This window comes from Amycolatopsis magusensis (assembly GCF_017875555.1).
Taxonomy (GTDB): Bacteria; Actinomycetota; Actinomycetes; order Mycobacteriales; family Pseudonocardiaceae; genus Amycolatopsis; species Amycolatopsis magusensis.
In genome coordinates this window covers 6,293,488-6,316,413 of record NZ_JAGGMS010000001.1, presented here as the reverse complement: position 1 = coordinate 6,316,413, position 22,926 = coordinate 6,293,488, and the positions used below count along the sequence as shown (strand labels likewise).

The 22,926-nt window shown below is 70.6% G+C and carries 23 protein-coding genes; 13 read left to right on the top strand and 10 right to left on the bottom strand.

Going from position 1 to position 22,926, the window contains the following annotated elements:
* Window positions 1-17 precede the first annotated feature (17 nt).
* A complete protein-coding gene (locus JOM49_RS28105) occupies window positions 18-452 on the top strand; it encodes a MarR family winged helix-turn-helix transcriptional regulator (RefSeq protein ID WP_209667208.1) in 435 nt (144 codons plus the stop codon).
* A 359-nt stretch (window positions 453-811) separates the two neighbouring features.
* Here the strand turns inward: JOM49_RS28105 and JOM49_RS28100 are convergent, their stop codons facing one another.
* On the bottom strand, window positions 812-1,300 hold the full coding sequence (locus JOM49_RS28100; RefSeq protein ID WP_209667207.1) for a hypothetical protein: 489 nt from the start codon (window positions 1,298-1,300) through the stop codon (window positions 812-814).
* Window positions 1,301-1,322: 22 nt separating this feature from the next.
* On the opposite strand from JOM49_RS28100, the gene JOM49_RS44490 reads away from it, so the two are divergent.
* From JOM49_RS44490 to JOM49_RS28070, 6 genes are all read left to right on the top strand, one after another.
* A complete protein-coding gene (locus JOM49_RS44490) occupies window positions 1,323-2,069 on the top strand; it encodes a serine/threonine kinase C-terminal domain-containing protein (RefSeq protein WP_504740018.1) in 747 nt (248 codons plus the stop codon).
* Window positions 2,070-2,088: 19 nt separating this feature from the next.
* Window positions 2,089-3,774 carry an AbeC-like domain-containing protein gene (locus JOM49_RS28090; RefSeq protein ID WP_209667205.1) on the top strand — a complete coding sequence of 562 codons (1,686 nt, stop codon included), beginning with the start codon at window positions 2,089-2,091 and terminating at the stop codon, window positions 3,772-3,774.
* Window positions 3,771-4,151 carry a hypothetical protein gene (locus JOM49_RS28085; RefSeq protein ID WP_209667204.1) on the top strand — a complete coding sequence of 127 codons (381 nt, stop codon included), beginning with the start codon at window positions 3,771-3,773 and terminating at the stop codon, window positions 4,149-4,151. Before JOM49_RS28090 ends, JOM49_RS28085 begins: the two co-directional genes overlap by 4 nt.
* A gap of 108 nt (window positions 4,152-4,259) precedes the next feature.
* A complete protein-coding gene (locus tag JOM49_RS28080; protein WP_209667203.1) occupies window positions 4,260-6,113 on the top strand; it encodes a LamG-like jellyroll fold domain-containing protein in 1,854 nt (617 codons plus the stop codon).
* Window positions 6,114-6,162: 49 nt separating this feature from the next.
* The gene (locus JOM49_RS28075) at window positions 6,163-6,456 is read left to right on the top strand and encodes a DUF1905 domain-containing protein (RefSeq protein ID WP_245369506.1); all 294 of its coding nucleotides are present in this window, start codon (window positions 6,163-6,165) and stop codon (window positions 6,454-6,456) included.
* Between the two features lie 18 nt (window positions 6,457-6,474).
* Window positions 6,475-7,404 (top strand): helix-turn-helix transcriptional regulator, encoded by a 930-nt coding sequence (locus JOM49_RS28070; RefSeq protein ID WP_245369505.1) that lies wholly within the window; start codon window positions 6,475-6,477, stop codon window positions 7,402-7,404.
* 223 nt (window positions 7,405-7,627) lie between these two features.
* Here JOM49_RS28070 and JOM49_RS28065 read toward each other — a convergent pair whose 3' ends face one another.
* Genes JOM49_RS28065 through JOM49_RS28055 form a run of 3 tightly spaced genes read right to left on the bottom strand, consistent with a single transcriptional unit; the run spans window position 7,628 to window position 10,154 of the window.
* Window positions 7,628-8,377 carry a DUF899 domain-containing protein gene (locus tag JOM49_RS28065; RefSeq protein ID WP_209667202.1) on the bottom strand — a complete coding sequence of 250 codons (750 nt, stop codon included), beginning with the start codon at window positions 8,375-8,377 and terminating at the stop codon, window positions 7,628-7,630.
* An 11-nt stretch (window positions 8,378-8,388) separates the two neighbouring features.
* A complete protein-coding gene (locus tag JOM49_RS28060) occupies window positions 8,389-9,306 on the bottom strand; it encodes a LysR family transcriptional regulator (protein ID WP_209667201.1) in 918 nt (305 codons plus the stop codon).
* A gap of 11 nt (window positions 9,307-9,317) precedes the next feature.
* Window positions 9,318-10,154, bottom strand: coding sequence for an endonuclease/exonuclease/phosphatase family protein (locus JOM49_RS28055; protein WP_209667200.1), 837 nt, complete (start codon window positions 10,152-10,154; stop codon window positions 9,318-9,320).
* A 53-nt stretch (window positions 10,155-10,207) separates the two neighbouring features.
* Between JOM49_RS28055 and JOM49_RS28050 the strand changes: the two genes are divergently transcribed.
* Window positions 10,208-10,681 (top strand): DUF4383 domain-containing protein, encoded by a 474-nt coding sequence (locus JOM49_RS28050; RefSeq protein WP_209667199.1) that lies wholly within the window; start codon window positions 10,208-10,210, stop codon window positions 10,679-10,681.
* Here JOM49_RS28050 and JOM49_RS28045 read toward each other — a convergent pair.
* Window positions 10,670-11,428: an SDR family oxidoreductase gene (locus tag JOM49_RS28045; protein WP_209667198.1), complete on the bottom strand. Its 759-nt coding sequence runs from the start codon at window positions 11,426-11,428 to the stop codon at window positions 10,670-10,672. The two genes, JOM49_RS28050 and JOM49_RS28045, sit on opposite strands and share 12 nt — an antisense overlap.
* Before the next feature lie 65 nt (window positions 11,429-11,493).
* On the opposite strand from JOM49_RS28045, the gene JOM49_RS43865 reads away from it, so the two are divergent.
* Window positions 11,494-12,108: a TetR/AcrR family transcriptional regulator gene (locus JOM49_RS43865; RefSeq protein WP_209667197.1), complete on the top strand. Its 615-nt coding sequence runs from the start codon at window positions 11,494-11,496 to the stop codon at window positions 12,106-12,108.
* Between the two features lie 4 nt (window positions 12,109-12,112).
* Here the strand turns inward: JOM49_RS43865 and JOM49_RS28035 are convergent, their stop codons facing one another.
* Entirely contained in the window at window positions 12,113-12,667 is a 555-nt protein-coding gene (locus tag JOM49_RS28035; RefSeq protein ID WP_209667196.1) for a GNAT family N-acetyltransferase, read from the bottom strand.
* A 141-nt stretch (window positions 12,668-12,808) separates the two neighbouring features.
* On the opposite strand from JOM49_RS28035, the gene JOM49_RS28030 reads away from it, so the two are divergent.
* Together JOM49_RS28030 and JOM49_RS28025 are read left to right on the top strand one after the other, a co-directional pair.
* Complete coding sequence (locus tag JOM49_RS28030) at window positions 12,809-16,036, top strand: family 78 glycoside hydrolase catalytic domain (RefSeq protein ID WP_209667195.1); 3,228 nt, start codon at window positions 12,809-12,811, stop codon at window positions 16,034-16,036.
* Window positions 16,037-16,060: 24 nt separating this feature from the next.
* Window positions 16,061-16,684 (top strand): DUF6000 family protein, encoded by a 624-nt coding sequence (locus JOM49_RS28025; RefSeq protein ID WP_209667194.1) that lies wholly within the window; start codon window positions 16,061-16,063, stop codon window positions 16,682-16,684.
* On the opposite strand, the gene JOM49_RS28020 is transcribed toward JOM49_RS28025, so the two are convergent.
* Entirely contained in the window at window positions 16,614-17,504 is an 891-nt protein-coding gene (locus JOM49_RS28020; protein WP_209667193.1) for a helix-turn-helix domain-containing protein, read from the bottom strand. The genes JOM49_RS28025 and JOM49_RS28020 overlap by 71 nt on opposite strands.
* 103 nt (window positions 17,505-17,607) lie before the next feature.
* Here JOM49_RS28020 and JOM49_RS28015 point away from each other — a divergent pair, with 103 nt between their 5' ends.
* Complete coding sequence (locus JOM49_RS28015; protein WP_209667192.1) at window positions 17,608-19,080, top strand: MFS transporter; 1,473 nt, start codon at window positions 17,608-17,610, stop codon at window positions 19,078-19,080.
* A 63-nt stretch (window positions 19,081-19,143) separates the two neighbouring features.
* On the opposite strand, the gene JOM49_RS28010 is transcribed toward JOM49_RS28015, so the two are convergent.
* Complete coding sequence (locus JOM49_RS28010; RefSeq protein ID WP_209667191.1) at window positions 19,144-19,998, bottom strand: NAD(P)-dependent oxidoreductase; 855 nt, start codon at window positions 19,996-19,998, stop codon at window positions 19,144-19,146.
* 67 nt (window positions 19,999-20,065) lie between these two features.
* On the opposite strand from JOM49_RS28010, the gene JOM49_RS28005 reads away from it, so the two are divergent.
* Window positions 20,066-20,401, top strand: coding sequence for a winged helix-turn-helix transcriptional regulator (locus JOM49_RS28005; RefSeq protein WP_209667190.1), 336 nt, complete (start codon window positions 20,066-20,068; stop codon window positions 20,399-20,401).
* Between the two features lie 159 nt (window positions 20,402-20,560).
* Here the strand turns inward: JOM49_RS28005 and JOM49_RS28000 are convergent, their stop codons facing one another.
* Together JOM49_RS28000 and JOM49_RS27995 are read right to left on the bottom strand one after the other, a co-directional pair.
* Entirely contained in the window at window positions 20,561-21,631 is a 1,071-nt protein-coding gene (locus tag JOM49_RS28000; protein WP_209667189.1) for a GDSL-type esterase/lipase family protein, read from the bottom strand.
* A 19-nt stretch (window positions 21,632-21,650) separates the two neighbouring features.
* Complete coding sequence (locus JOM49_RS27995; protein WP_209667188.1) at window positions 21,651-22,925, bottom strand: MFS transporter; 1,275 nt, start codon at window positions 22,923-22,925, stop codon at window positions 21,651-21,653.
* Window position 22,926 lies beyond the last annotated feature (1 nt).

Below are 22,926 nucleotides of genomic sequence, written 5' to 3'. Positions count from 1 at the left end.
TCGGGCACGATCACCCCATGGCCGAACCGCTCACCCTCTACCTGGTCAAGCGGCTGGAGCTGGCGATCCGCGCGCGGATGGACGAGGCACTGCGCCCCAAAGGGCTGACCACGCTGCAGTTCACCGCGCTGACCGCCCTGCGCCGGCGGCGGGGCCTGTCGTCGGCGCAGCTGGCGCGCCGCTCGTTCGTCACCCCGCAGACGATGAACGAGATGGTGCGCTGGCTGGAGGAACGCGGGCACATCGAACGCACCCGCGACCCGGCGAACCGGCGGGTGCTGCTGATCGGCCTCACCCCCGCCGGCGAAGCCCTCCTGGACGACTGCGACCCGCTCGTCGAGTCGATCGAACAGGACCTGCTCACCGCGATCCCCGCCGTGCAGCACCCCTTGTTCCGCCAAAGCCTGGAACTCGGCTACACCGCCCTGAGCGACCACACCCCCGACCCCTAACCCCCACCAGCACGCCCCCCACACACCCGCCCAGCCGCCCCCACGTCCACGCAGCCGAACCACACACTCGTGCAGCCGAACCCCACGTTCGCGCAGCCGAACCCCACGTTCGCGCAGCCGAACTACACGTTCGCGCAGTCGAGCCCCACACTCGCGCGGCCGGACCTCACGTTCGCGCAGCCGAAACCCGCACTCGCGCAGCCGAACTACACACTCGTGCAGCCGAACCCCACGTTCGCGCGGCCGAACTCCACACTCGCGCAGTCGAAGCCCGCACTCGCGCAGCCGAGTTCCGCATCCGGGGCCATGAGTACTTCGCCGTCACGTGGGCCGATTCCCGCGCACCAGGTGAGTGGTGATCAGACACCCTGGCGCCACACGGTGGGACGCAGTCGCTCTGCCCGTGTGCGCCAGTGTTCCCGCCGGTACCGCACGACGACCACCGCGAGCAGCAGGCTGGCGATGAGGGCGGCCAGCGCGGCGACGCCGGGGAGTTCGGCCATCGCGGCGAAACTGACTGCGGTGAGCCCGCCGAGCACGGTGACGGCCAGCAGGACAGCCGCGCTCGCGCGGGGGTGCCAGTGCCACCGGTCCCCGGCACGGATTTCGTCCAGCATCCCCGCGGCCTTCTCGATCAGTCCCCGATCACCCGTCTCGAGGTCGAGGATCCGGCGCGCGGCGCGGTCGCAGACCTCGCGTTGCCGCGCACTGGTGATCACCCGGGCTTGGTCCCTGGTGACGCTGCAGGCGTCGAACGCGTCGCGGCAGAGTGCCCAGCCCAGCTCTCGACGAATGCCGGGATCCCCCTGGTCGTGGGTGAACAACCGTTCCAGCTCGGCCGTGGACATTCCCCGATCCGGGTGATTTCCGGTGTTGTCTTCGTGCACTTGTAACACTCCTCCGCCGGTATTCGACCCACCATGCACGAACCGGCCGTCGAAGTGCAAGCCGGAAATCGCCCCGAACCGGAAGGTGAAGTTTTTGCGATCTACGGCTGGGCTCGGTTCGCGTGCGGTCGCTGTCCTCGCCGGAGTGAGCAATTTGGCGGTTTGCGGCGCGGTTTACGCGGGATGGGCACTGGCGCCCGGTGGATCACCGACAGCGTCACCAGAGTTCTGGCCGACTGCGACACCAAGCCCGAATTCAAGCACCACAACGGTTCCAGTGCCGACGAGCACGAGCGCGCCGGACGGGGAGCGGGTACGCGGACCGGCGGGACTCATCACCGTGGTGCCCAGGGGGTGGCCCTTGAGCACGTTGCCGGAACCGGGCAGCATGCAGGCGAACAATCCGGCCGACTCGCGCGTGGTGCTGAAATTCGGTGGCGCCGCGCCGGAATATTCCAGCGACATCTACTCCTACCACCTGGATTACGAACGGAAGATCGCGAAAAGGCCCGGTTATCAGTTGTACGGCCTGAGTCGCGCGAATGCGCACGGGCACGAGGCGGTCGAGTGGGAATTCGAGTGGCGTGCGCCAGAAGGCCGACGGTACGTGCGGTCGGTGTACTGGCGTACGGCGGGTATCGAGTACTTCGTGTACGCGCACGCACCGGCGGACCGCTGGAGCGAGTTCGCGCCCGTCCTCGGCGCGATGCTGGAGAACGCGACGCCGTGATCGACGAGGAAGGGAAATCATGACCCACCACGGGACATACGCGCCACCGGCTCCACAGTGGACCGCGCCGGACGACACCACGAGGTACCTCTGCGCCGCGGCCCACCTCGACCCCGGGTACGCCAACGCCGCGCTCAAGGAGTACCTCGTCGAGCCGACGCGTGCGGTGCCGCCGTCGCCGGGGGTCGACGCCGCCAAGGTGCTCGGCGAGGCCGTGCAGGCACGGGTCAGGAGCAAGCTCTTCGACGGGCTCGCCTTCCTGGCGATGCTGGTCTTCGTGGTGGTGAGCTGGGGGACCGTACTGCTCATCGGGTGGATCGTTCTCGCGCTGGTGGTGGCCGCCGTCGACTTCGTGCGCCGCGCCGCCCAGGACGGGCCGAAGATCTCCCCGCGGGTGGTGGTCGGGCTGCTTGCCCTCGCATTGGTCCCGTTCGTCCTCGAAACCGAGTTGGTGACGGCACTTCTCGACGGATCTCCGGCTTCGAGATCCACGACCCGGACCGCGGACGACGACACGGTCCAGATCCTCGTCGGCCTGCTGATGGCCTTGGCCGGGCTGGGCGTGCTGGTCTTCCAGCGGTGGTCGACCTGGCACCTGCTCGTTTCGAAGTTCAGCCGCGGCGCGCGGGATACCGGGCGCGCGCCCGCGGCGGAGTTGTTCGGCGGCTTCTACGACGGGCAGGTACAGCGGTACCAGCGGCCGGCGCCCGGTGGCGACGCCGCGCCACTGGTGGTCTACCGGGGGTACAACCCGTTCGTCGGTTCAGGGGCGGTGCGGGATCCGTGGTCGATGGCGATCCCGCTGGAACGCCTGCGCGAGGGGAAACGCGACGGTGCCGGTCCGCTCAGCACGGCATCGGTGTACGACGGCATCCGCCGGGCCATCGAAGAGCTCCGCGAAGCCTCGGAACTGTCCCCGGACAACCGGTTCCGCGAGCTGCGGGTCGGTGGAACGGTTTTCGTGCCCGCCGCCGAACTCGTCGACCACTTCCACACCCCGCAGGCGGTGCCCTACCTGCCGGATCCGGACGCGCCGCCGAACGGCTACCTGGACCGGGAAGAGCTGGACCGCGTGCGGCTGGCGCCACGGGAGTGGGCTCGGTACTACCTGTCCGCCCAGGTCGAGACCTGGGACCGCGACCTGGTGCTGACCTTCTACCTGCACGTCGCGGTCTGCGACAGCACGCTGTACCTCGAGTGGACGCCGTGCGTGCTGACGCCGCTCCGCCCCGAGTACCGCGCGCTGGACCAGATGCGAGCCGGCTCCTTCACCCCGGTGAAACAGGCACTGCTGGACTGGCTCAAGTTGCCCGCGACCATGCCCGCGCGCGTCTGGAACCTCTGTTCGTGGATCCCGCGGCCCAAGCGGGAGGCCGGGGTCCTGGACCCCGAGCGCTATGGGGCGTCGAAGAGCCTGCGGGAGCTGGCCGCCGGTTCTCTTTCCGGGTACTTCCAGCTCCTGGACGTGGAGCGCTACGACAAGATCCTGGACAGCCGGATCCTGCCGACGATCAGCCGGATGCTGCGGGCGGCGGGCTACTCCGCGGCCACGTTCGAGCAGCAGGCGTCCGTGGTGGTCAACAACGGCGTGAACATCCACGGGCCGAACCACGCGCCGATCGTGCAGAGCGGGCGCAACGACGGCTCGATCTGGGCGCGCGGCGGCGAAAAGCCCGGGGAATCGAAGAACGGGGGGAACCGGTGAGCGAGCGCTACCACAACCGGATCGACATCGGCGGGGACAGCACCGCTCCGATCGTCCAGGCCGGCCGCAATGACGGGGTGGTGGTCGCGGTCAGCGGTGGTGCCGTGGTGGTCCCCGACCAGCTGATCGCCCTGCTCGACCAGTTGCGGGCGGGGGTCGGCCGGACCGACCTGCGCGGACGAGAGGTGGTCGAGGACAGTCTCGCGGACCTCACCGAGGACGTCCGGGCGTTGCGTGATCGGGGAGCTGCGGCCGAGGTGAACGCCGCGGTGGCGAAGAGCCGGTGGGAGAAGGTCCGGTCGCTGCTCGGCGGCGCGGTGCAGTTCGCGCCGCTGGTGGTCGCCATCTCGGGTCACATCGAGAAGCTCTTCGGGTGAGGCTCGCCCATTCGTGTCGCGGTTGTTCGCCGGTGGTTTGACTCCGCGTCACGAACGGGCCAGCAAACGGGTGAACGCTGTCCCGGCGAACCCGATCTTGGAGGAACCGTGGACGAGACCACCCCGCGTCATCTTGGGCGACGATCGCTGTTGCGTGCCGCTGTCGGCGCGCCCGCAGCTGTAGCGGTTTCGTCGGCGCTGTGGCCCGGTGGCGTGGCGCAGGCGGCGGAACCGGCGGGGCCGGTCGACCCGCAGGACCCGCGGTTCACCCTCGCCGTGCTGCCGGACACGCAGTACCTGTTCGACGAGGGCGGTTCCGACCCGGGCCCGGTGCGCGAGACGCTGATGTTCCTGCTGCGCAAGCGCCGCGAGGACAACATCGTCTTCCTGGCCCACCTCGGCGACGTCACCGAGCACGGCACCGAGGCGGAGATGCGGTCCGCCGACGAGGTCTTCCGCACGATCGACGGGCGCCTGCCCTACAGCGTGCTCGCCGGGAACCACGACGTCTCCGGGGACGACCAGCGCGGCGCCACCCCGTACCTGCGCACCTTCGGCCCGGACCGGTTCCGCCGGATGCCCACCTACGGCGGCTCGTCGCCGGACGGCTACCACAGCTTCCACGTGCTCACCGGCGGCGGCAGGCAGTGGCTGGTGCTCGCGCTCGACTGGCGGATCTCCGAGCGCGGCATCGCTTGGGCGCAGGGTGTCCTGGACCAGCACCCCACGCTGCCCGCGATCCTGACCACGCACGAGATCGCCTCGGCCGACGAGCAGGGCCAGGCGGCGCTGTCGGGCTACGGCGACCTGCTGTGGAACCGCCTGATCCGCGGCAACGACCAGATCTTCCTGACGCTGAACGGGCACTACTGGCCGTGCGGGCGCACCACCCTGACCAACGACGCGGGCAATCCGGTCCACGTGCACATCACGAACTACCAGGACCGGTACTACGGCGGTGCCGGGATGCTGCGGTACTACCGGTTCGACCTCGTGCGCAACGTGATCGACGTGGAGACCTTCTCGCCGTGGCTGCTGGGTCAGCGGCCGGAGCAGCGCAGCGCGTTGCAGGCCGAGCACGTCGAGCTGAGCGGGGACGTCGAGCGGTTCAGCGTCGAGCTCGACTTCGACCGGCGGTTCGCCGCGTTCGCACCGCCGGTGGTGCCGCCGCCGCGCCCGCCGTCGGCGGTGCTGGTGCCTGGCACCGTGGCGTACTGGCGCTTCGACGCGGCGGGCACCTCGCCGGGGCCGGACGGCTCGCCGGTGGCCCCGGGCACCGTCGCCCGCGACCTCACCGGGCAGGGCAACGACCTGCGGGCCGAGCGGCTGCACGGCAGCGCGCCCGAGGTGCTCACCTGGTCCGCCGAACACCACGACGGGCAGCCCGCGCACGCCAGCCTCCGCTTCGACGGCGGGAAGGCACCGAACCGCGGGGCGGTGCTGCGCACCGGGCAGGACGCGCCGATCAACGGCATGCCGTTCCTGGACGGCTACACCATCGAGACCTTCATCAAGCTGCCCGAGCCGTTCACCGGAGACCACGCGTTCATGGGCATCCTCAGCTGGGAAGGCCGGGCGGGGGACGCGGGCAAGACGAGCGGCTGGTCGCCCGAGGAACCGACGTGCAGCCTGAACCTCTCGGGCGAGCGGTTCCTGCAGTTCGTGGTCTACCCGAAGCACACCGACGCGGACCCGACCTCGTGGAGCCACGCGCTGCCGACCGGCCGGTGGACGCACGTGGCGGTGGTGAACGACGCCCGCCGCACCACGGTGTACGTCGACGGCTCGCCGATCGCCCGCAACGCTTCGGCGGAGTCACGTGGCATCGCCACACTCGGCAAGCCGTTCGTCATCGGGGCGACGCAGTTCGCCCTGTCCTACGGGCACGGCTTCTACGGCTGGGTGGGGGACACGCGCGTGGTGGCGCGGGCGCTGCGGCCGGAACAATTCCTCCGGAACTGATCCGCGTCCCGTGTCGAAATCGGGAAGCCGGCCGCGTACAACCAGCATGATGAACCCAATCAGCGAGCTGGACCAGCGCTTCACCGCGACCCTGGAGAAGAGTCCCGCGAAGGGCGGGCACACGTACCTGGTCTGGCCGGGCTCCGCGGCCCACTTCGGTACGCGGGGCCTGGTCAAGGTCCGTGGCACCATCGACGGGCACCCCTTCGAGAGCGCCTTCATGCCCCTCGGCGACGGGCGGCACAAGCTCCCCGTCCGCGCGGAGGTCCGCAAGGCGATCGGCAAGCAGGCGGGGGAGGAGGTCACCGTCGTCCTCACCGAACGCCTCCTCCGCCGCGGGTGACTCACTATCCTGCTCGGCATGTCCGGGCCGGGTGAACGCATGCTGGAACTGCTGTCGCTGCTGCAGAGCGGCCGCGACTGGCCGGGTGCCGAACTCGCCGAGCGCCTCGGCGCGTCCCCGCGCACGCTGCGGCGGGACCTCGACCGGCTGCGGGACCTCGGGTACCCGGTGCGCTCGGAGCGGGGGCCGGGCGGGAGCTACCGGCTGGTGGCCGGGCGGGCGCTGCCCCCGCTGATGTTCACCGACGACGAGGCGGTGGCCGCGGTGGTCGGCCTGCGGTTCGCCGCGCTGGCCACCGGCGATCCCGGAGCCGGGAGCGCGCTGCGCAAGCTGGAACAGGCGTTGCCGCAGCGCCTCCGGTACCGGACCGAGGCGATCTCCGCGGCGACCGAAGGCACGCGACCGGTGGCGGGAGCGGATTCGGCGGTGGTCGCCGCGCTGGCCACCGCGGCGACCGCGCACCAGCACGTGGAGTTCGAATACGTCGATCGCGACGGCGCTCGTTCGCGGCGCCGCGTCGAGCCGTACCGCCAGGTGCTGCTCGGCCGCCGCTGGTACCTGCTGGGCCACGATCGCGACCGCTCGGCCTGGCGCACGTTCCGGCTCGACCGGATCTCGGCGGTGGCGGTGCCGGGCACCACCTTCCGCCCGCGCGAGCTGCCGGCCGACGGCGTGACGATGTTCGCCGGCGGCGGCACCGGGGGAGCGGCGATCCGCTTCGAGGCCCCGGTCGAGACGGTCGCCGAACACCTGCGCGCCGAAGCCGGGGCGCTCACCCCGCTCGACGACGGGACCTGCCGTTACGTCACCGGCGCCGACGACTGGGCGTGGCTGGCGGTGGCCGTCGCCGCGGTCGGGGTGCCGTACCAGGTCGAAGGCCCGCCCGAGTTGATCGAGCAAACCCGCCTGCTCGCGGCACGCGCCACGGAGGCCACGACAGGTGTATAACGACTTATTCAGCGCCGCTCTGATGCGTCAACACACCCGGCCTCTCGTGGAGCACGACCCCGGGGACTGAACGCTAGGAGTGGGGCATTACTTGCGTTCATTGCTAGTAATGCCCCACTCATAGCATTGGCCCGGCCGGGCAGCAGGTGCCGAGGTAGGAGATGCCGTCGAAGAAGGCCTTGGCGGCGAGGGCGTCGGCGAAGTCGCTGGCCGGAGGCCCGGATCAGTGGTGCCGGCCAGGGGATTCGACCCGCGTGGCGCCGGGGCGGGTCCACTGCGGCACGGGACGGCCGGTCGCGCCCCAGGTGGCGTTCCCGTCCGCGTCCGAACTCCAGAACCAGCACGACGCCCGGCCCTCCGGCCAGCCGCCGGGCTTGTCCTCCCACGCTTCTCCGCGGCCGTAGGGCGTCATGTCCAGCAGGCCCAGGGAGCTGTTGGCCGGCTCGTTGCCGCGGCCCGTCGTGGAGTAGGTGAGGAAAACGCGGTCGCCGTCGCGCAGGAAGCAGGCGAGGTACCCCATGTCGCCGCCGATCGGTTCGTCCAGGCCGCGCACCGAGTACCAGGGCTCGGTGTAGCCCATGAATTCGACGAAGGGCGCCACCTCGTCCCACGGGCCCGTGGTCAGGACGGCGAACGAGACGCCGCGCGCGTTGAGGTAGGCCGCGTCCCTCGCGTGCCAGGCCGTGGTGGTGCAGCCGGGGCACTGCCCGTGAGGCGGTACACCGTCGTGCCACATGTGTTTGTAGACCACGAGTTCGTCGCGGCCTTCGAACAGGTCCAGGAACGGGATCGGCCCGTCGGGTCCGGCGATCTCGACCGTCCCGTCGAACTCGACCATCGGCAGGCGGCGCCGAGCCGCGGCGATCGCGTCGCCCTCACGGGTGTGGGCCTTCTCGCGGATCAGCAGCTCATCGCGCGCGGTCTGCCAGGTGGCCCGATCGACCACGGGCGGGCGGCCAGGTGCGTTCGTCATGATGACCTCCTTTACGAACTCGACGAACGCACCGGCGCCGTTTCGACATCGCTGAAGGAGAACGCCTGCCTGCTGTGCCGGAGCAGTTCACGGAGGGCGGGACTGCTCGTCCCCTTCCACACCAATGCCAGCAGCGCCGGGACGTCCACGTCGTCGAGGAGTCGCGTGGTCAGGCGGTCGCGGTAGCTCGCGGCCATCGATTCGCTCAGCACGGCGACCCCGAGCCCGCGCGCGGCGAGATCGGCGATCGCGTCGGCGGCGCTGGCCTGCAGGCCGATGCCGGGGTGGAGGTCCTGGGCCGCGCAGGCCTGGTCGAAGACCGTGCGCAGACCGGTGCCGGGCGGCATGCAGATGAGCGGGTGCTCGACCAGTTCCCGCAGCCCGACCCGCGGGGCTTGGGCGAGCGGGTGGTCCTCGGGGACGACCGCGACCAGCCGGTCGCTGACGATGGTGAGCGCGTCGAGCCCGGCCGGGGTGGCGACCGCGGTGCCGACGAGCGCGAGGTCGAGCGTGCCGTCGCGGACTCCCTCGACGAGCCGGTCGGAGTTGTCCTCCAGCAGCGAGAGCTCGACGCCGGGGTGGGCGCGGTGGAAGGCCGCGAGCGCGTCGAACAGGGGAGTGACGGTGCAGCCGATCACCATGCCGATCGTCAGCCTGCCGCGGATCAGGTCGGTGACCTCGCCGACCGCCTGGCTGAGGGAACCGGCCGCGGCGAGCGCGGTGCGGGCGTGCTCGAGCGCGGCCTTGCCGGCGACGGTCAGCGTGGCCGTGCGGGCGGACCGGTCGAACAACTCGGCACCCAGTTCCCGTTCGAGCTGGCGGATCTGGGCGCTGACGCCGGATTGGCTGATGTGCACCCGCTCGGCCGCACGCGTGAAGTTCCGCTCCTCGGCGACCGCGACGAAGTACTCCAGCTGCCTCAGCTCCATGAGCGAGGATTCTAGCTCTGCGGGGAACCAGCTTCGTGGCTTCTCAACGCGGTCAGGTCGCCCGGGCTGCGCGGCACGGCTTCGAACTCGGCGAAGACGCCGTAGTGGTCGCTCGCCTGCACACCGCCGACCGGTTCGGTGAACACCCGGCGGCACTCCGCGACGGCCAGCGGCGGGCCGTGGATTCCGGCGCGCAGCATCACGTAGTCGATTCGCCGACCCGCCTCGGCGGGCATGTCCCCGTCGCGCACGAGGACGTTGGCCGGGGAGAAGGTGTGCCCGGCGTCGTCCGGGTGCTTGGCGCGCCAGGCGTCGACGTAACAAGTGCTCATACCGTCGAGCGATTGCCTGCCGGTCCAGAAGCGGACGCTGGCCGAGTCCGGTTCGGCATCGAAGTCGCCGGTGAGCACGACGGTGGTGGCCGGGTCGGGCACCAGCCGCTCGACGAACCGCGCCGCGGCCACCGCCTGCCGCTCGCGTTCGGCTTCGTAACCGTAGGGCCAGCTCGGTTTGTGGTGCACCAGCCACAACGGCGACGGCGCCAGCACCTCGGCGGCGACCGTGGCGCACCAGGCGGACCGGACTTCCCGGCCCGCCGGTCGCTGGTCCAGTTCGTGCACCGCCCCCAGCGGCCACCGGCTCGCGGCGACCGCGCCGACACCGTCATCCCGGCCGGAATGCCAGGCGAAGTGCCACCCCGGCCCGAGCAGTCCGACGATGTCGTCGCCCACTTCCTGCAGCGTGATCAGGTCGGGTGCCAGCGCGCGGATGCCCTCGGCGATCACCTTGCGGCGGCGTGGCCAGTCCGCGAGTTCGGGCGTCAGCGCGTTGAAGGTCACCACCCGCATGAAGGCGAACGTAGCGGGTACAGCGGGGTGGACCGAACTGGAGGCAATCGAAAATGCGTACTTCACGTCGCCCGATCCAGGTCCTCGCCCTGCTCGTCGGCATCGCCTTCCTGGTGGTGGGCCTGCTGGGGTTCATCCCCGGCATCACCGGCGGTGACCTCCACTTCGCCGGCCCGCACTCCGAGGCGGAGCTGTTCGGCGCGTTCCAGGTTTCGGTGCTGCACAACCTGGTGCACCTGCTGTTCGGCGTGCTCGGCATCGCCGCGTTCTTCGCGCCCGGTCCGGCTCGCGCGTTCCTGATGATCGGCGGTGGCCTGTACGTGGTGCTGTGGATCTACGGGGTGGCGCTGGACGACGAGAGCCCGACGAACTTCATCCCGCTGAACAACGCCGACAACTGGCTGCACCTCGGCCTCGGCGTGGGGATGATCGCTTTCGGCGTGCTCGGCACGGTGCTCGAACGGGCCAAGGGCGAATACCCGCGTGATCCGGTCGACGCCGATTCGGCCGCTGATTCAGACCGCTGACCACCCGTTGTCCACCGGCAGGATCACGCCGTTCAGATTGCTCGCGGCGTCGGAGGCGAGGAACACGATCACCTCGGCCTGCTCGGTGGGGTCGGAGATCCGGCCGAAGTTGCCCAGGTAGGGGCCGAGCGCGGACGGGCCGTGGCCTTCGCGGGGCAGTTGCGTGGCGATGGCGGTCATGGTGGCGCCGGGGGCGATGGCGTTCGTGCGGATCCCGGAATCGCGGTACATGATCGCCAGTGACTTGGTGAGCCCGACGATGCCGTGCTTCGACACGGTGTAGGCGGTACCGGCGGCACTGCCGCGCAGCGCCGCCTCCGACGCGGTGTTGACGATGGCGCCCTTCCCGCGTTCCAGCAGGTGGGGGAGGACCGCCCGGCTCAGCAGGAACGGCGCGGTCAGGTTGATCCGCAGCACCCGCTCCCACTCCTCGTCGGTGACGTCGGCGGCCGCGGTCATCGCGTCCATGATCCCGGCGTTGTTCACCAGCACGTCGATGCCGCCGAACGACTCCACGGCGGTCACGGTGACCCGGTCCACGACGGCCTGCTCGCTCAGATCGCCCACGGCGGCCACCGCGGTGCCGCCCGAGCCGGTGATCTCCGCGACCACCGCTTCGGCACCTTCGGCGTTGAGGTCGGCGACCACCACCCTGGCGCCTTCCGCGGCGAAGCGGAGTGCGGCCGCGCGGCCGATCCCCGCCGCCGCGCCGGTGACGATCACGCTGCTGTGCTCGAGTCCGCTCATGGAGACCTACTTTCTGGCGCGTGGTGACATTTAAGGCACAGTGTGCCAGATAGTAGGCTGGGCCCGTGGGGGACCGGAGCACGCTGGGACGGCCGCCGCTCACCGAGCGGCGCAAGGCGGAGACGCGCCTGGAGATCGCGCGTGCGGCGGTGCGGTTGTTCACCACGCGCGGGGTCGCGGCCACCTCGGTCGAGGACATCGCCGCGGCCGCCGGCATCTCGGTGCGCACGTTCTGGCGCTACGCCACCGGCAAGGAGGACAGCGTCCAGCCGCTGCTGACCGCCGGGATCGACCTGCTGGCCGGGGTGCTGAGCGAGTGGCGGCCGGGGGAGGACATCACGGCGGCCTTCGACGAGGCGGCGCGCGCGACGGTCGCCGAGGTGCCCACGATGGTCGCGCTCGTGCGCCTGGCCCAGGAGGAATCGGGGTTGCGGGCGGTCTGGTTGCGGGCGCACAACGACGCGGAGCTGGTGTTCGCCGACACGATCGCGCGCTCGACCGGCAGAGCCGCAGGGGACCTGCAGGCCCGCGTGCTGGCCGCTATCGTGAACGGCGCGGTCCGCGCGGCCGTCGAGCACTACGCCGAGGGCGGGCGGGCCGACTGGAGCGATCTCGCCGTGGTGGTCCGGGAGGCGCTGCAGACCGCGATGCGGGCCTTCGACACCGAGCCAGGTGTATAACGACCTATTCAGCCGCGCTCTGAGCTTGCCATTCCGGGGCCAGCACAGACCAGACTTCGAGGTCGAACCGCTCGCTGCGGTGCAGGGTGTACTCCCGGAGCACGCCGTCGCGCCGCATGCCGAGCCGGCGGGCGACCGCGATGCTGGCTTCGTTCTTCGACGCGGCGCGCCATTCGACGCGGTGGATGCCGCGTTCTTCGATCGCCCAGTCGATGAGCACCCGCGCCGCCTTGGTCACCAGGCCTTGGCCCGACGCCGCGGGTTCGAGCCAGCACCCGGCTTCGGCGACGCCCTGCGTGAGGTCCATCGTCCGGAAGAGCACGCCGCCGACGAGCGTGCCGTCGCGGCGGATGCCGTGGAGCCTGCCGGTGTCGCTCGCGGCCTTGTCCGCGTACGACTGGAGGTAGGCGCGGCTGGACGCCAGGTCCGTGACCAGGTCCGGCAGGCCGACGTACTGGCCGATGAACTCCCGGCCGCGGTCGATGTTGGCGAGGAACTCTTCGGCGTGCCACGGCTCGAGCGGGCCGAGCTCGGCGTCCCCCAGTGGAATCGAGTACATGGTCCCGACCGTTCCACCGCACCTGTCCGGAACCGGCCGCACCACGAGTATTGACTGTCGTGATCTGGCTCACATAGCGTCGAATGCCGGAGTGAATCGTTTCAAAGCCCCGCGTTCCCCGTTCGGAAGGCAGGTAGTGCGATGAGTCCGGTTCGTGGCAGAGGCGTGCGCGCGGTGTTGGCGGCGGTGGTGGTGCTGACCGGTTTGCTCGTCCCCCTCCCGGCCGCCGCCGGTGACGGGATCGGCGTCGGCGCGCTGACCGTGAACGATCGGATCAGCCCGCTCGGCATCGGCGGGGAGGCACCGCACTTCGGCTGGGCGTCCATTTCGGACGAACAGAACGTCGTGCAGAGCGCCTACGAACTGCGGGTGGGGGAGACGCCCGAATCGGGCGAGGTCTGGACGAGTGGCCGGGTCGCTTCGGCGCGTCAGTTCGACATCGCCTACGAAGGCCCGGCGCTGCGGTCGCAGACCCGGTACTTCTGGCAGGTGCGGGTCTGGGACGGCGTCGGCCGGGAGAGCCGGTGGAGCGAGCCGGCGTGGTTCGAGACCGGCCTGTTCGGCGAAGCGGACTGGGGCGGCGCGGCCTGGCTCACCGACCACGACGAGGCCCTCGGCTGGGCCGACTACACCGTGGACACCGAACTGAGCCTGAGGGCCCTGGCCGCCGGGGTGTTCTTCCGCGCGCCGGACGGGCAGAACGGCTACCTGTGGCAGCTCAGCGTCGCCGATGGCACCGGCCTGCCGAAACTCCGGGTGCACAATCGGATCAACGGTACGTACAACCTGCTCGCCATCGTCGACATCTCCGCCGCGGTGACCCAGGAACAGTTGCTCGCCGGGCGCACGCGCTTCACGGTCGCGGCCGCCGGCGAGACCGTCACCACCTCGGTCAACGGCACCCGGGTGGACCAGCGAGCGGTGGCCGACTTCGCTGCGGGCACCTTCGGCTACCGCGTGGTGAACGCCAACGAAGGACAGGAAAAGGCGGTCATCCACCGGGCCACCGTCACCGGTGCCGACGGCACGACGCTCACCGAGGTCGACTTCGCCGACGGTCGGAACCCGTTCTCGGGCGGCACCGTCGGCCCGGAAGGGCTGGACCTGTCGGTCACCGCCGAGGTGCTGTACACCCACCGGCCCAGTCTTCCTTTGTACCGCAAGGAGTTCGTGGTCCCGGCGGGTAAGGAGGTGAAGCAGGCGCGGGCGTATGGCGCCGCGCTCGGGGTGTACGAACTGAGCCTCAACGGGGTCAAGGTCAGCGACCAGGAGCTGGCGCCCGGCTGGACCGACTACCGCACGCGCGTCCAGCACCAGACCTACGACATCACCGCGCAGGTGCGCGAGGGCGCCAACGCCTTCGGCATCGCGCTGGCGCCGGGCTGGTACGCCGGCCGCGTCGGCAACCACCCGCCGGGCGTCTACGGCTCGAACCCCGCGGTGGTGGCGCAACTGCGCGTCGACTACACCGACGGCAGCCACGACTGGGTCCGCACGGACACCTCCTGGCGTACCGCGCCCGGCCCGTTCGTGCTCGCCGATCTGCAGACGGGGGAGACCTACGACGCGCGGCTGGCGCGGCCCGGCTGGAACAATCCCGGCCACGACGAGTCGGCGTGGACCGCGCCGGATACGGCCGAATCGGCGACCGCCCGCGTGGTGCCGCAACCCGACGAACCCGTGCGCGAGACCGAGCGGAAGCCGGCGATCGCCCGTACCGAGCCGAAACCGGGCACCTTCGTCTACGACCTCGGGCAGAACCTGGTCGGCGTGACCCAGGTCCGGCTGACCGGCACCGCCGGGCAGACCGCGACCATCCGCCACGGTGAGGTGCTCAATCCCGACGGTACGCTGTACACCGAGAACCTGCGGGGTGCCGCGGCCACCGACCGGTACGTCTTCGCCGCCGACGGCCCGGTCGACCACCGGCCGACGTTCACCCAGCACGGGTTCCGCTACGTCGAGATCACCGGCGTCGCCCCACCGGCGGTGGACGAGGTCGAGGGCGTCGTCTGGGGTTCGGACCTGCGCAAGACCGGGAGCCTGAGCACCTCGGACCCGATGCTGAACCAGTTGCAGAGCAACATCACCTGGGGGCAGCGCGGCAACTTCCTGTCCGTGCCGACCGACACCCCGGCCCGCGACGAACGCCTCGGCTGGACCGGTGACATCAACGTGTTCGCGCCGACCGCTTCGTACAACCAGGACACCCGCGCGTTCCTGCGCAAGTGGCTCGGCGATCTGCGCGCCACCCAGCGCGAGAACGGTGACTATTCGTGCGTGGCCCCGGATCCGGCCAATGCCGGTCCCGGTGGTGTCGGCTGGAGCGACGCGGGGATCACCGTGCCGTACGCGTTGTTCCAGGCGTACGGCGACACGGCGACCGTGCGCGAGCACTACCCGTCGATGAAGCGGTTTTTCGAGTTCGTGCGCGGGGGAGCGGGCCCGGACCTGATCGACGACGGGCGCGGCCGGTTCGAGGACTGGCTCAACCTCGACGATCCGACGCCGAGCGGGGTGCTCGGCACCGCGTACTTCGCCGAGAACGCGCGCATGCTTTCGGAAATGGCTCGGGCGCTGGGGGAGCAGGCCGACGCGGACACCTACGCAGCCCTGTCCGGCGAAATCCGCGCGGCGTTCACCCAGGCCTTCGTCAATGGCGACGGGGTGGTTTCCGGTGGCAGCCAGACGGCGTATGCGCTGGCATTGGGCATGAACCTGGTCCCGGCGGAGCTGCGGGCTAAGGTCGCGGACCGGTTCGTCGAAAAGATCGACTCGCGCGGTGGTGCGCTCACCACCGGCTTCCTCGGCACGCCGTGGTTACTGCCCGCGCTGAGCGGAAGTGACCGGTTCGATCGGGCGTACGGCCTGCTGATGCGGCAGGAGTACCCGTCGTGGGGTTACGAGGTGAAGATGGGCGCCACCACCATGTGGGAGCGCTGGAACTCGATCAACCCGGACGGCAGCTTCGGCGATCCCGCGATGAACTCGTTCAACCACTACGCCTATGGCGCCGTGGGGCAGTGGATGTACCAGCACATCGGTGGCATCTCGGCGCTCGAGCCCGGGTACCACAAGTCGCGGATCGCGCCGCGGCCCGGCGGTGGGCTGACCAGCGGCGCCGGTTCGTTCGATTCGGCCTATGGGCCGGTGAAGTCGTCCTGGAGCAACGATTCCGGTGGTTTCCGGCTGTCGGTCGAAGTCCCGGTGAACACGACCGCGGAGGTGGAGATCCCGGCCGCGTCGGCGTCGGCGGTCACCGGCGGTGAAGCCGGTCTGGCGTCCTCCTACGCCGACGGGGTGCTGACGGTGACGGTCGGCTCGGGGCACCACCAGTTCCAGGCTCCGCGGATCGCCACCACCGGCTGATCCGGTCGTGTCAGACTCGGTGGCATGACTGGGGTGGAGGACATCAGGCAGGTCAGCGATCGGTACGTGCTCGGTGACGGTGCGCGCCCGCGGTACAGCCAGCTGCTGCACGGCAACTTCATCGGGCTGGGGCCGCGGCGGGACGAGTTCGTCGGGCAGCTGATCGAGGACGCCGCGCGCGTTACCGACGAAGAGCTGGGCCTGATGCTCGACGAGGGGAACTGGCGGCCGATGCTCACCGCGGCCTGGCTGGTTGGGGTGAGCCGCCGCGAGGTGTTCCGCAGGCGGATCGGCGAGCTGCTGCTGGAGAGCGACCGCGTCTACGCCGGGCAGGGTTACTGCTACGCGCTGGCCCGGCTCGGCGCCACCGCGGACGCGGCGATCCTGGCCACCTACCTGGACCGCTACCTGCGGCAGCTGAAGTCGCGGTACGACCAGGAATGGGCGCTGCTCGCCCTGCGGCGCGTGGATGCCGGGCTGGGGACGCGGTACGCGGACCAGTTCACCTGGCCGGGCGGTCTGTGGCACCCGTGGGCGGCGGCCAACCACGCCGAGGGGGAGCAGTCGCGGGAGCTGATCACCCTGGCGTGGTCGCTGATCGACGAGGCCGAGCAGCGCCTGCCGGGTCCCGATGGCTCTGGTGGGTGAGGAGCCGCAGGGCGTCGGCGGAGGCCGGGTCGTTCGGGGTGTAGATCTCGAGCCGGTGGCCGGGGCTGTCCGGCTGGAGCCAGACCTGGTAGGTGACGTCGACCGCGCCGACGGTGGGGTGGCGCAGGTCCATGGCGCCGACCGTGCAGTCGGCGACGTCCCCGGTCGCCCACAGCGTCGCGAACTCGTCGCTGCGCATGGTGAGTTCGCCGATCAACGCCGCCAGGCGCGCGTCCGTGGGGAAGCGGCCCGCGGTGAGCCGCAGGTAGGCGACGTGGATGCGGGCGAGTTCGGCCCAGTTGTGGTGCAGGTCGCGCAGGAGCGGGTCGAGGAAGAACAGGCGCGGGATGGACGGCCGGCGCGCGGGGTCCTCGGGCGCGTCGAAGGGGAGGTGCCCGGCGAAGAGCGCGTGGCCGGTGCGGTTCCACGCGAGAACGTCGCCACGCCGCCCCAGCACGAACGCCGGCATCGCGTCCGCGAGACCTTCCAATAGCGCGAGAACCCGCGGGTGCAGCACTTCCGGTGGCGGTTCGCTGAGACCGGGATTCGATGATCGGCGCGCGAGGTTGTGCAGGTGGAGGGTTTCGACCGGATCGAGTTGCAGCACCCGGGCGAGCGCGTCGAGCACCTGCGCGGAGGCCGTTTCGGCCTGGCCCTGTTCGAGGCGGGTGTAGTACCCGGCGCTCACGCCCGCGAGCTGGGCGAGCTCCTCGCGGCGGAGTCCGGGGACCCGGCGGGCGGTCCCGTAGGTGCGCAGGCCGATCTCGGCCGGGGTGACCCGGCCGCGGCGGCTCTTCAGGAATCCTCCGAGGCTCTCCACGACCTCGAGCGTAGGCGGCGTGCGCGTGCCGTGGGTGTACCTGCTGGGTCTACCCACGACGCGGGGATGGCTGGGCTTCGCGCTCTGCCGGAGATTCGGCGGCATGTCCCGACAGCACACGCACAACCCGCCCGGCCTGCGAGCCTGGGCCGGGCTTCTGGTGATCCTCGGCCCGGTCCTGCTGGTCTCGATGGACGGCTCGATCCTGTTCCTGGCGATGCCCCGGATCGGCCAGGCCCTCACCCCGAGCGCCGATCAGGCCCTGTGGATCCTCGACAGCTACGGCTTCGCGGTCGGCTCCCTGCTGATCGCCTTCGGCAACCTCGGCGACCGGTACGGCAGGCTGCGGCTGCTCGTGATCGGCACGACGGTCTTCGGCCTGGCTTCGGCGGTCGCGGCCTTCGCACCGAACGCCGAACTGCTGATCACCGCCCGCGCGCTGATGGGCGTGGCCGGGGCGACCCTGCTGCCGTCGGCGCTGGCCGTGCTGAGCGAACTGTTCGCCGATCCGCGGCGCCGGGCGCAGGCCATCGGGATCTTCGCCGCCGCGTTCGCCGCCGGGTTCGCGATCGGCCCGGTGCTCGGCGGTGTGCTGCTGGAACGGTTCTGGTGGGGTTCGGTCTTCCTGATCAATCTGCCCGTGCTCGCCCTGTTCCTGGTCCTCGCGCCGATCCTGCTCCGCGAGGTGCGGACGGTCCGCTCCGGTCGCGTCGACGTGGTCAGCGTGGTGACCTCGGTGGCCGGGCTCCTGCTCGTGGTCTACGCCCTCAAGCACTCCGCCGCCGAGGGCCTCGCGGTCGTCCCGGTGCTGGCCGGGATCGCGGGCCTGGTGCTGCTGGCGTGGTTCGCCCGGCGACAGCGGCAGCTCGAACACCCGCTGGTGGAGTTCAGGCTGTTCCGTGACCGCGTTTTCACCGTGGCGATCATCACCGGGTTGCTGCCGCTGGCGGCGTGGTCGGCGGCCGCCTATCTGGCGGGCGTCTACCTCCAGTCCGTTTTGGACCTGCCGGTGCTGCGGACGGCATTGCTCGCGCTGCCCGGCGCCGCGGTGCTCACGCTCACCTGCGTCGTGACGCCGATGGTGGTCGACCGCGTCGGCAAGCGGGCCGCGCTCGTGGCCTGCCACTTCTCCATCGCGGTCGGCCTGTTGTTGCTGGTGCTGACCGCGACCACGGGCGGGGTCGGCTGGTACGTCGCGTCCACTGTGGTCGCGGGCCTCGGTTACGGCATCTCGTTCGCCGTCGTGGCCGACACCGCGGTCGGCGCCGTGCCGCCGTCGCGGGCAGGGGCGGCGGGAGCGATCGCCGAGACCAGCAACGAGATCGGCAACGCACTCGGCATCGCGCTGCTCGGCTCGCTCGCCGCCCTGATCTTCCGGCTCCAGGGACCCGGCCTCGCGCCCACAGTGGACGAAACACTGGCGCTGCCGTTGGCGGCCGGGGTAGGGGAGGAGGCGAAGGCCGCCTTCGTCAACGGTCTGCACACGGTCGCCGTGGTGGCCGCAGTCCTGCACCTGGCGCTTGGCGCCCTGGCCCTGCGGTGGATCCCGAAGACGGCTGACCATTCAAATGTATAACGTCCTATACCGCTGGGCTTATTGGGATAAATCCTCACCGGTGCTGAAAAACCAGCACCGAGGTCAGCGAAGGAGTTCGGTCAGGACGGCGATGCTGTCCTCGCGGTGTCCCTGTTCGACGGCCCGGGTGAGCAGGTCGTGCATCGGGGCGTTCCAGGAGAAGTCGACGCCGGACTCCCGCGCGAGTTCGTGGTCGTGCGCGATGCCTTCGTAGAACAGGCCGAGCGAGGACGCGGGCCGGGAGTAGTCGCCGGTGTCGATGTGCTCGGCGAGGCTGGGCAGCACGGCGCCGATCATCTCCAGCCACTTCACCGTGTACGGCACGAGCGAGGCGGCGGGCAGGCCGCGTGCGGTGACCAGCGCCGCGCCCTGGAAGAAGCCGAGCAGTGCGGGCAACAGTGTGCCGCCGACGGCCGATTCGTACAGCGCGGCCAGGTCGACGTCGGTGCCGAGGAACACGGTGTCGCCGCCGAGGGCGCGCAGGAGTTCGACGTGCCGGTCGAACACGGCCTTCTCGCCGCTGTAGTAGAGCAGGGTGCCGGGTTCGCCGACCGCGTCCGGCACGTTCTTGACCGCGCCGTCGAGGAAGTCGGCGCCGTGCTCGGCGGCCCATGCCGCCATTTCGCGGGCGCCGGCGGGGGTTCCGCTGTTCAAGGTGATCAGGGTGCGGCCGGTGAACGCGCCGGCGGCGGGTTCGAGTGCGGTGAGGGTGGCGTCGTAGGTGGTGAGGCAGGTGATGGTGAGCGGGCTGGCGGCCACGGCGCGGTCGATGTCGGGTACTTCGCGGGAGGTGAGCGCGGGTATGCGGCCGGGTGTGCGGTTCCACACGGTGACCGAGTGCCCGGCGTCGACGAGTGCCTGGGCGAGCGCGGCTCCCATGGCGCCGAGGCCGGCGACGGTGACGTCTGTGCTGTGCATGCGCTGATCCTCGCCGGGTGCGTACCTTGGGGGAAGTACCTACATTTTTGTTCGTATGGGGGAGTCGATGAAGCGGCGGAACTACACCTGCGGCCTGGACGCGGCGGTGGACGTGATGGGCGGGAAGTGGAAGGCGTTGATCCTGTGGGCGTTGCAGGACGGTCCGCTGCGTTTCGCCGAGGTGCGGCGGGAGGTGCCGGGGATCAGTGAGCGGATGCTGATTCTGTCGTTGCGGGAGTTGGGATCCGCGGGTCTGGTGCACCGGGAGGACTACCGGGAGGTGCCGCCGAAGGTCGAGTACTCGCTGACCGGGTTCGGGCGTTCGTTGCTGGCCGCCATGGTGCCGCTCGGCGAATGGGGCGAGCAGAACATGGCGGAGTTGGAGGGGTTGCCCCGTACCTAGGCGCTGTCCTGTAAGTCTGGTCGATGGGCTTCGTGATCCAGGTGGTTCCTGGCGGTGCGGGCGATTCGGCCTCGTACTGGCCGTACTCGGCCGAACTCGCCCGTGCCGCCAGGGACCGCCTGGGCGCGGAGAGCGCGAGCGTGACTCGCAGGACCGCGCCTAGGGTGAGATCGTGGCGTGGAGGTTGCCGTCTTCGCCTTTGAGGCAGGCGGCGGTGGGGGCTTCGCCGGTGAGGAATTCGCCGAGGCAGCGGCCGAACTGGGCGTGGCCCGCGGCGTTGGGGTGGAAGGATTCCTGGATCGCGTGGTTGGCGCGGTCCACAGAGGACAGATCGGTCCACTGGACGGTGAGGCGGCTGAACCATTCCTGGGCGGCGTTGGGGCCGCCGCTGCAGGCTTCGTGGCCGGCGCCGGCGCGGGAGAGGTCGAGGAAGCGGGCGCCGGTCTGGGTGGCGGCGGTGCGCAGGCCTTCGGTGAGCTGGGTGATGCCGGGGCCGGCGACCCAGTCGAGGTCTTCGGTGCGGAAGGGGCAGCCGTTGAGGTTGCGGAACTCTTCGGGGATGCCGGGGCCGATGGGGGCGGCGTAGGACTGGAGCACGAGGTCGTAGTCCTCGGGGTCGTAGCCGCGGTCGGCGAGGGCTTTCTTGACGTCGGCGACGGCGGTCACGACGCGGGGGACCATGGCGTCGATCCGGGGCTGCCATTCGGTTTTGAGGCGTTCGCTGCAGGGGGCGGCGCGGATGTCGAACCAGGACTGGAAGCACTCGGAGATGAGCTGGGAGAAGTGGGGTTCGTCGTTGGCGCCGACGGCGATGACGACGGCGGCGACGCGGTGGGTGGTGGTGAGTTCGCCGAGGCGCTGGGCCTGGGAGGTTTCGGTCCACTGCTTGGCGTCGCCGAAGCCGACCTGGGCGGAGGGGGCGCCGGAGCAGGCGAGGTTGATCTTGGTCTCGATGTCGGGGACCTGGGTCTCGTGCACGGTGGCGTTGGGTGAGCGGTGGCACCAGTTGCCGTTGAGGCCGTTGGTGTCGGGGGTGTAGAGGCCGGCGCCTTCGCCGGAGAGGGTGCTGTCGCCGAGGGTGACGAGGGTGAGGGGGCCGGTGCCGGGTGGGCCGGGTGGTTCGAGGGGCCTGCCGGGCTGGGATTCGGGTCCGGCGAGCACGAAGATCGCCACCAGGGCCGTCACGAACGCGAGCGCGCCCGCGCTCACCCACCACCGATACCGTCGCATCGGGGCCCAGTCTAGGAGATCAGGTCTGTGGCACGGGTAAGGCGACCGCGTCGGGAAGTTCGCGTTCGACGTGCCGGACGCGGGGACGCAGGTAGGTGGCGGTGATCACCAGCAGGAGCGCTGGTCCGGCGAGGAGGAAGACGACGGCGATGCCGCCGCCTTGGCCGAGGCCGAGGTTCTGCGCGATGGGGGTGCCGAAGAGTTGGGCGACGGGTCCGGCGAGGCCGTAGGCGAGTGGTTCGGCGGACCAGGCGACCATGCGGCGGATGGCGAAGACGCGGCCTTGTTTGTCCTGGGGGGTTTTGAGTTGCCAGAGGGTGGAGGTGGCGGCGTTGGTGACGGCGTAGCCGCCGAGGATGCCGAACATGCCGGCGGCGAGCATCCAGACGGATTGTTCGAGGCCCATGGCGAGGACGAGGACGGCGTGGCAGGTGGCGACGGTGAGGATGGCGCGGATGAGGCGCTGGGGGCCGCGGGTGGTGCTGATGAGGAGGCTGACGATGGTCATGCCGGTCCAGCCGATGGCGTTGACGATGCCGAGGTCGGCGGGGGTGTGGGTGCTGAGGACGAGTGGGGGGACGAGCACGATGGCCATTTCCATGACCAGGTTGTTGGCGGCGAAGAAGAGCAGGAGGCCGAGGAGTCCTGGGCGCCGGCGGATGAAGCGCCAGCCTTCGAGGAGTTCGTCGCGGTGGGAGACGGGGGTGGGGTCGGTGCTGGGGTGGCGGGGTTCGGTGGGGAGCCAGCGGAAGGAGTAGAGGAGGGTGCCGAGTGCGGCGGCGAGGGTGAGCAGGTCGATGACGAGGAGGCCGCGGAGGCCGACGAGGGCGTAGAGGCCGCCGCCGAGGAGGGCGCCGAAGACCTGGCCTGCGGCTTCGATGAGGGAGACGCGGCCGTTGGCTTTGCCGAGGTCGTCCTTGGCGACGAGTTGCGGGACGAGGGCGGAGAAGGCGGGCCATTGGAAGGCTTTGAAGATCGCGCCGAGGCCGACGAGGACGTAGATGTGCCAGAGCTGGAGGGTGCCGGTGGTGTGGAGGAGGACGACGCCGGCGGGGGCGAGTGCGGCGCCGGTGTCGGACAGGAGCATGACGCGGCGGCGGTCCCAGCGGTCGACGAGTGCGCCGGCGACGGGGAGGACGAGGAGGGCGGGGAGTGAGGCGGCGAGGATGAGGGTGGCGAAGTAGGTGGGGGAGCCGGTGTCGAGGAAGACCCAGACGCCGATGCCGAAGGTGGTCATCGCCGAGCCGATGAGGGAGACGCCTTGGCCTGCCCAGATCAGGTTGAACACGCGCACG

Coding starts and splice junctions, on each gene's coding strand:
- JOM49_RS28105 (WP_209667208.1), top strand. CDS start 18: ATGGCCGAACCGCTCACCCTCTACCTGGTCAAGCGGCTGGAGCTGGCG.
- JOM49_RS28100 (WP_209667207.1), bottom strand. CDS start 1,300: ATGTCCACGGCCGAGCTGGAACGGTTGTTCACCCACGACCAGGGGGAT.
- JOM49_RS28090 (WP_209667205.1), top strand. CDS start 2,089: ATGACCCACCACGGGACATACGCGCCACCGGCTCCACAGTGGACCGCG.
- JOM49_RS28075 (WP_245369506.1), top strand. CDS start 6,163: ATGAACCCAATCAGCGAGCTGGACCAGCGCTTCACCGCGACCCTGGAG.
- JOM49_RS28070 (WP_245369505.1), top strand. CDS start 6,475: ATGTCCGGGCCGGGTGAACGCATGCTGGAACTGCTGTCGCTGCTGCAG.
- JOM49_RS28065 (WP_209667202.1), bottom strand. CDS start 8,377: ATGACGAACGCACCTGGCCGCCCGCCCGTGGTCGATCGGGCCACCTGG.
- JOM49_RS28060 (WP_209667201.1), bottom strand. CDS start 9,306: ATGGAGCTGAGGCAGCTGGAGTACTTCGTCGCGGTCGCCGAGGAGCGG.
- JOM49_RS28055 (WP_209667200.1), bottom strand. CDS start 10,154: ATGCGGGTGGTGACCTTCAACGCGCTGACGCCCGAACTCGCGGACTGG.
- JOM49_RS28050 (WP_209667199.1), top strand. CDS start 10,208: ATGCGTACTTCACGTCGCCCGATCCAGGTCCTCGCCCTGCTCGTCGGC.
- JOM49_RS28045 (WP_209667198.1), bottom strand. CDS start 11,428: ATGAGCGGACTCGAGCACAGCAGCGTGATCGTCACCGGCGCGGCGGCG.
- JOM49_RS28035 (WP_209667196.1), bottom strand. CDS start 12,667: ATGTACTCGATTCCACTGGGGGACGCCGAGCTCGGCCCGCTCGAGCCG.
- JOM49_RS28030 (WP_209667195.1), top strand. CDS start 12,809: ATGAGTCCGGTTCGTGGCAGAGGCGTGCGCGCGGTGTTGGCGGCGGTG.
- JOM49_RS28025 (WP_209667194.1), top strand. CDS start 16,061: ATGACTGGGGTGGAGGACATCAGGCAGGTCAGCGATCGGTACGTGCTC.
- JOM49_RS28015 (WP_209667192.1), top strand. CDS start 17,608: ATGTCCCGACAGCACACGCACAACCCGCCCGGCCTGCGAGCCTGGGCC.
- JOM49_RS28010 (WP_209667191.1), bottom strand. CDS start 19,998: ATGCACAGCACAGACGTCACCGTCGCCGGCCTCGGCGCCATGGGAGCC.
- JOM49_RS28005 (WP_209667190.1), top strand. CDS start 20,066: ATGAAGCGGCGGAACTACACCTGCGGCCTGGACGCGGCGGTGGACGTG.
- JOM49_RS28000 (WP_209667189.1), bottom strand. CDS start 21,631: ATGCGACGGTATCGGTGGTGGGTGAGCGCGGGCGCGCTCGCGTTCGTG.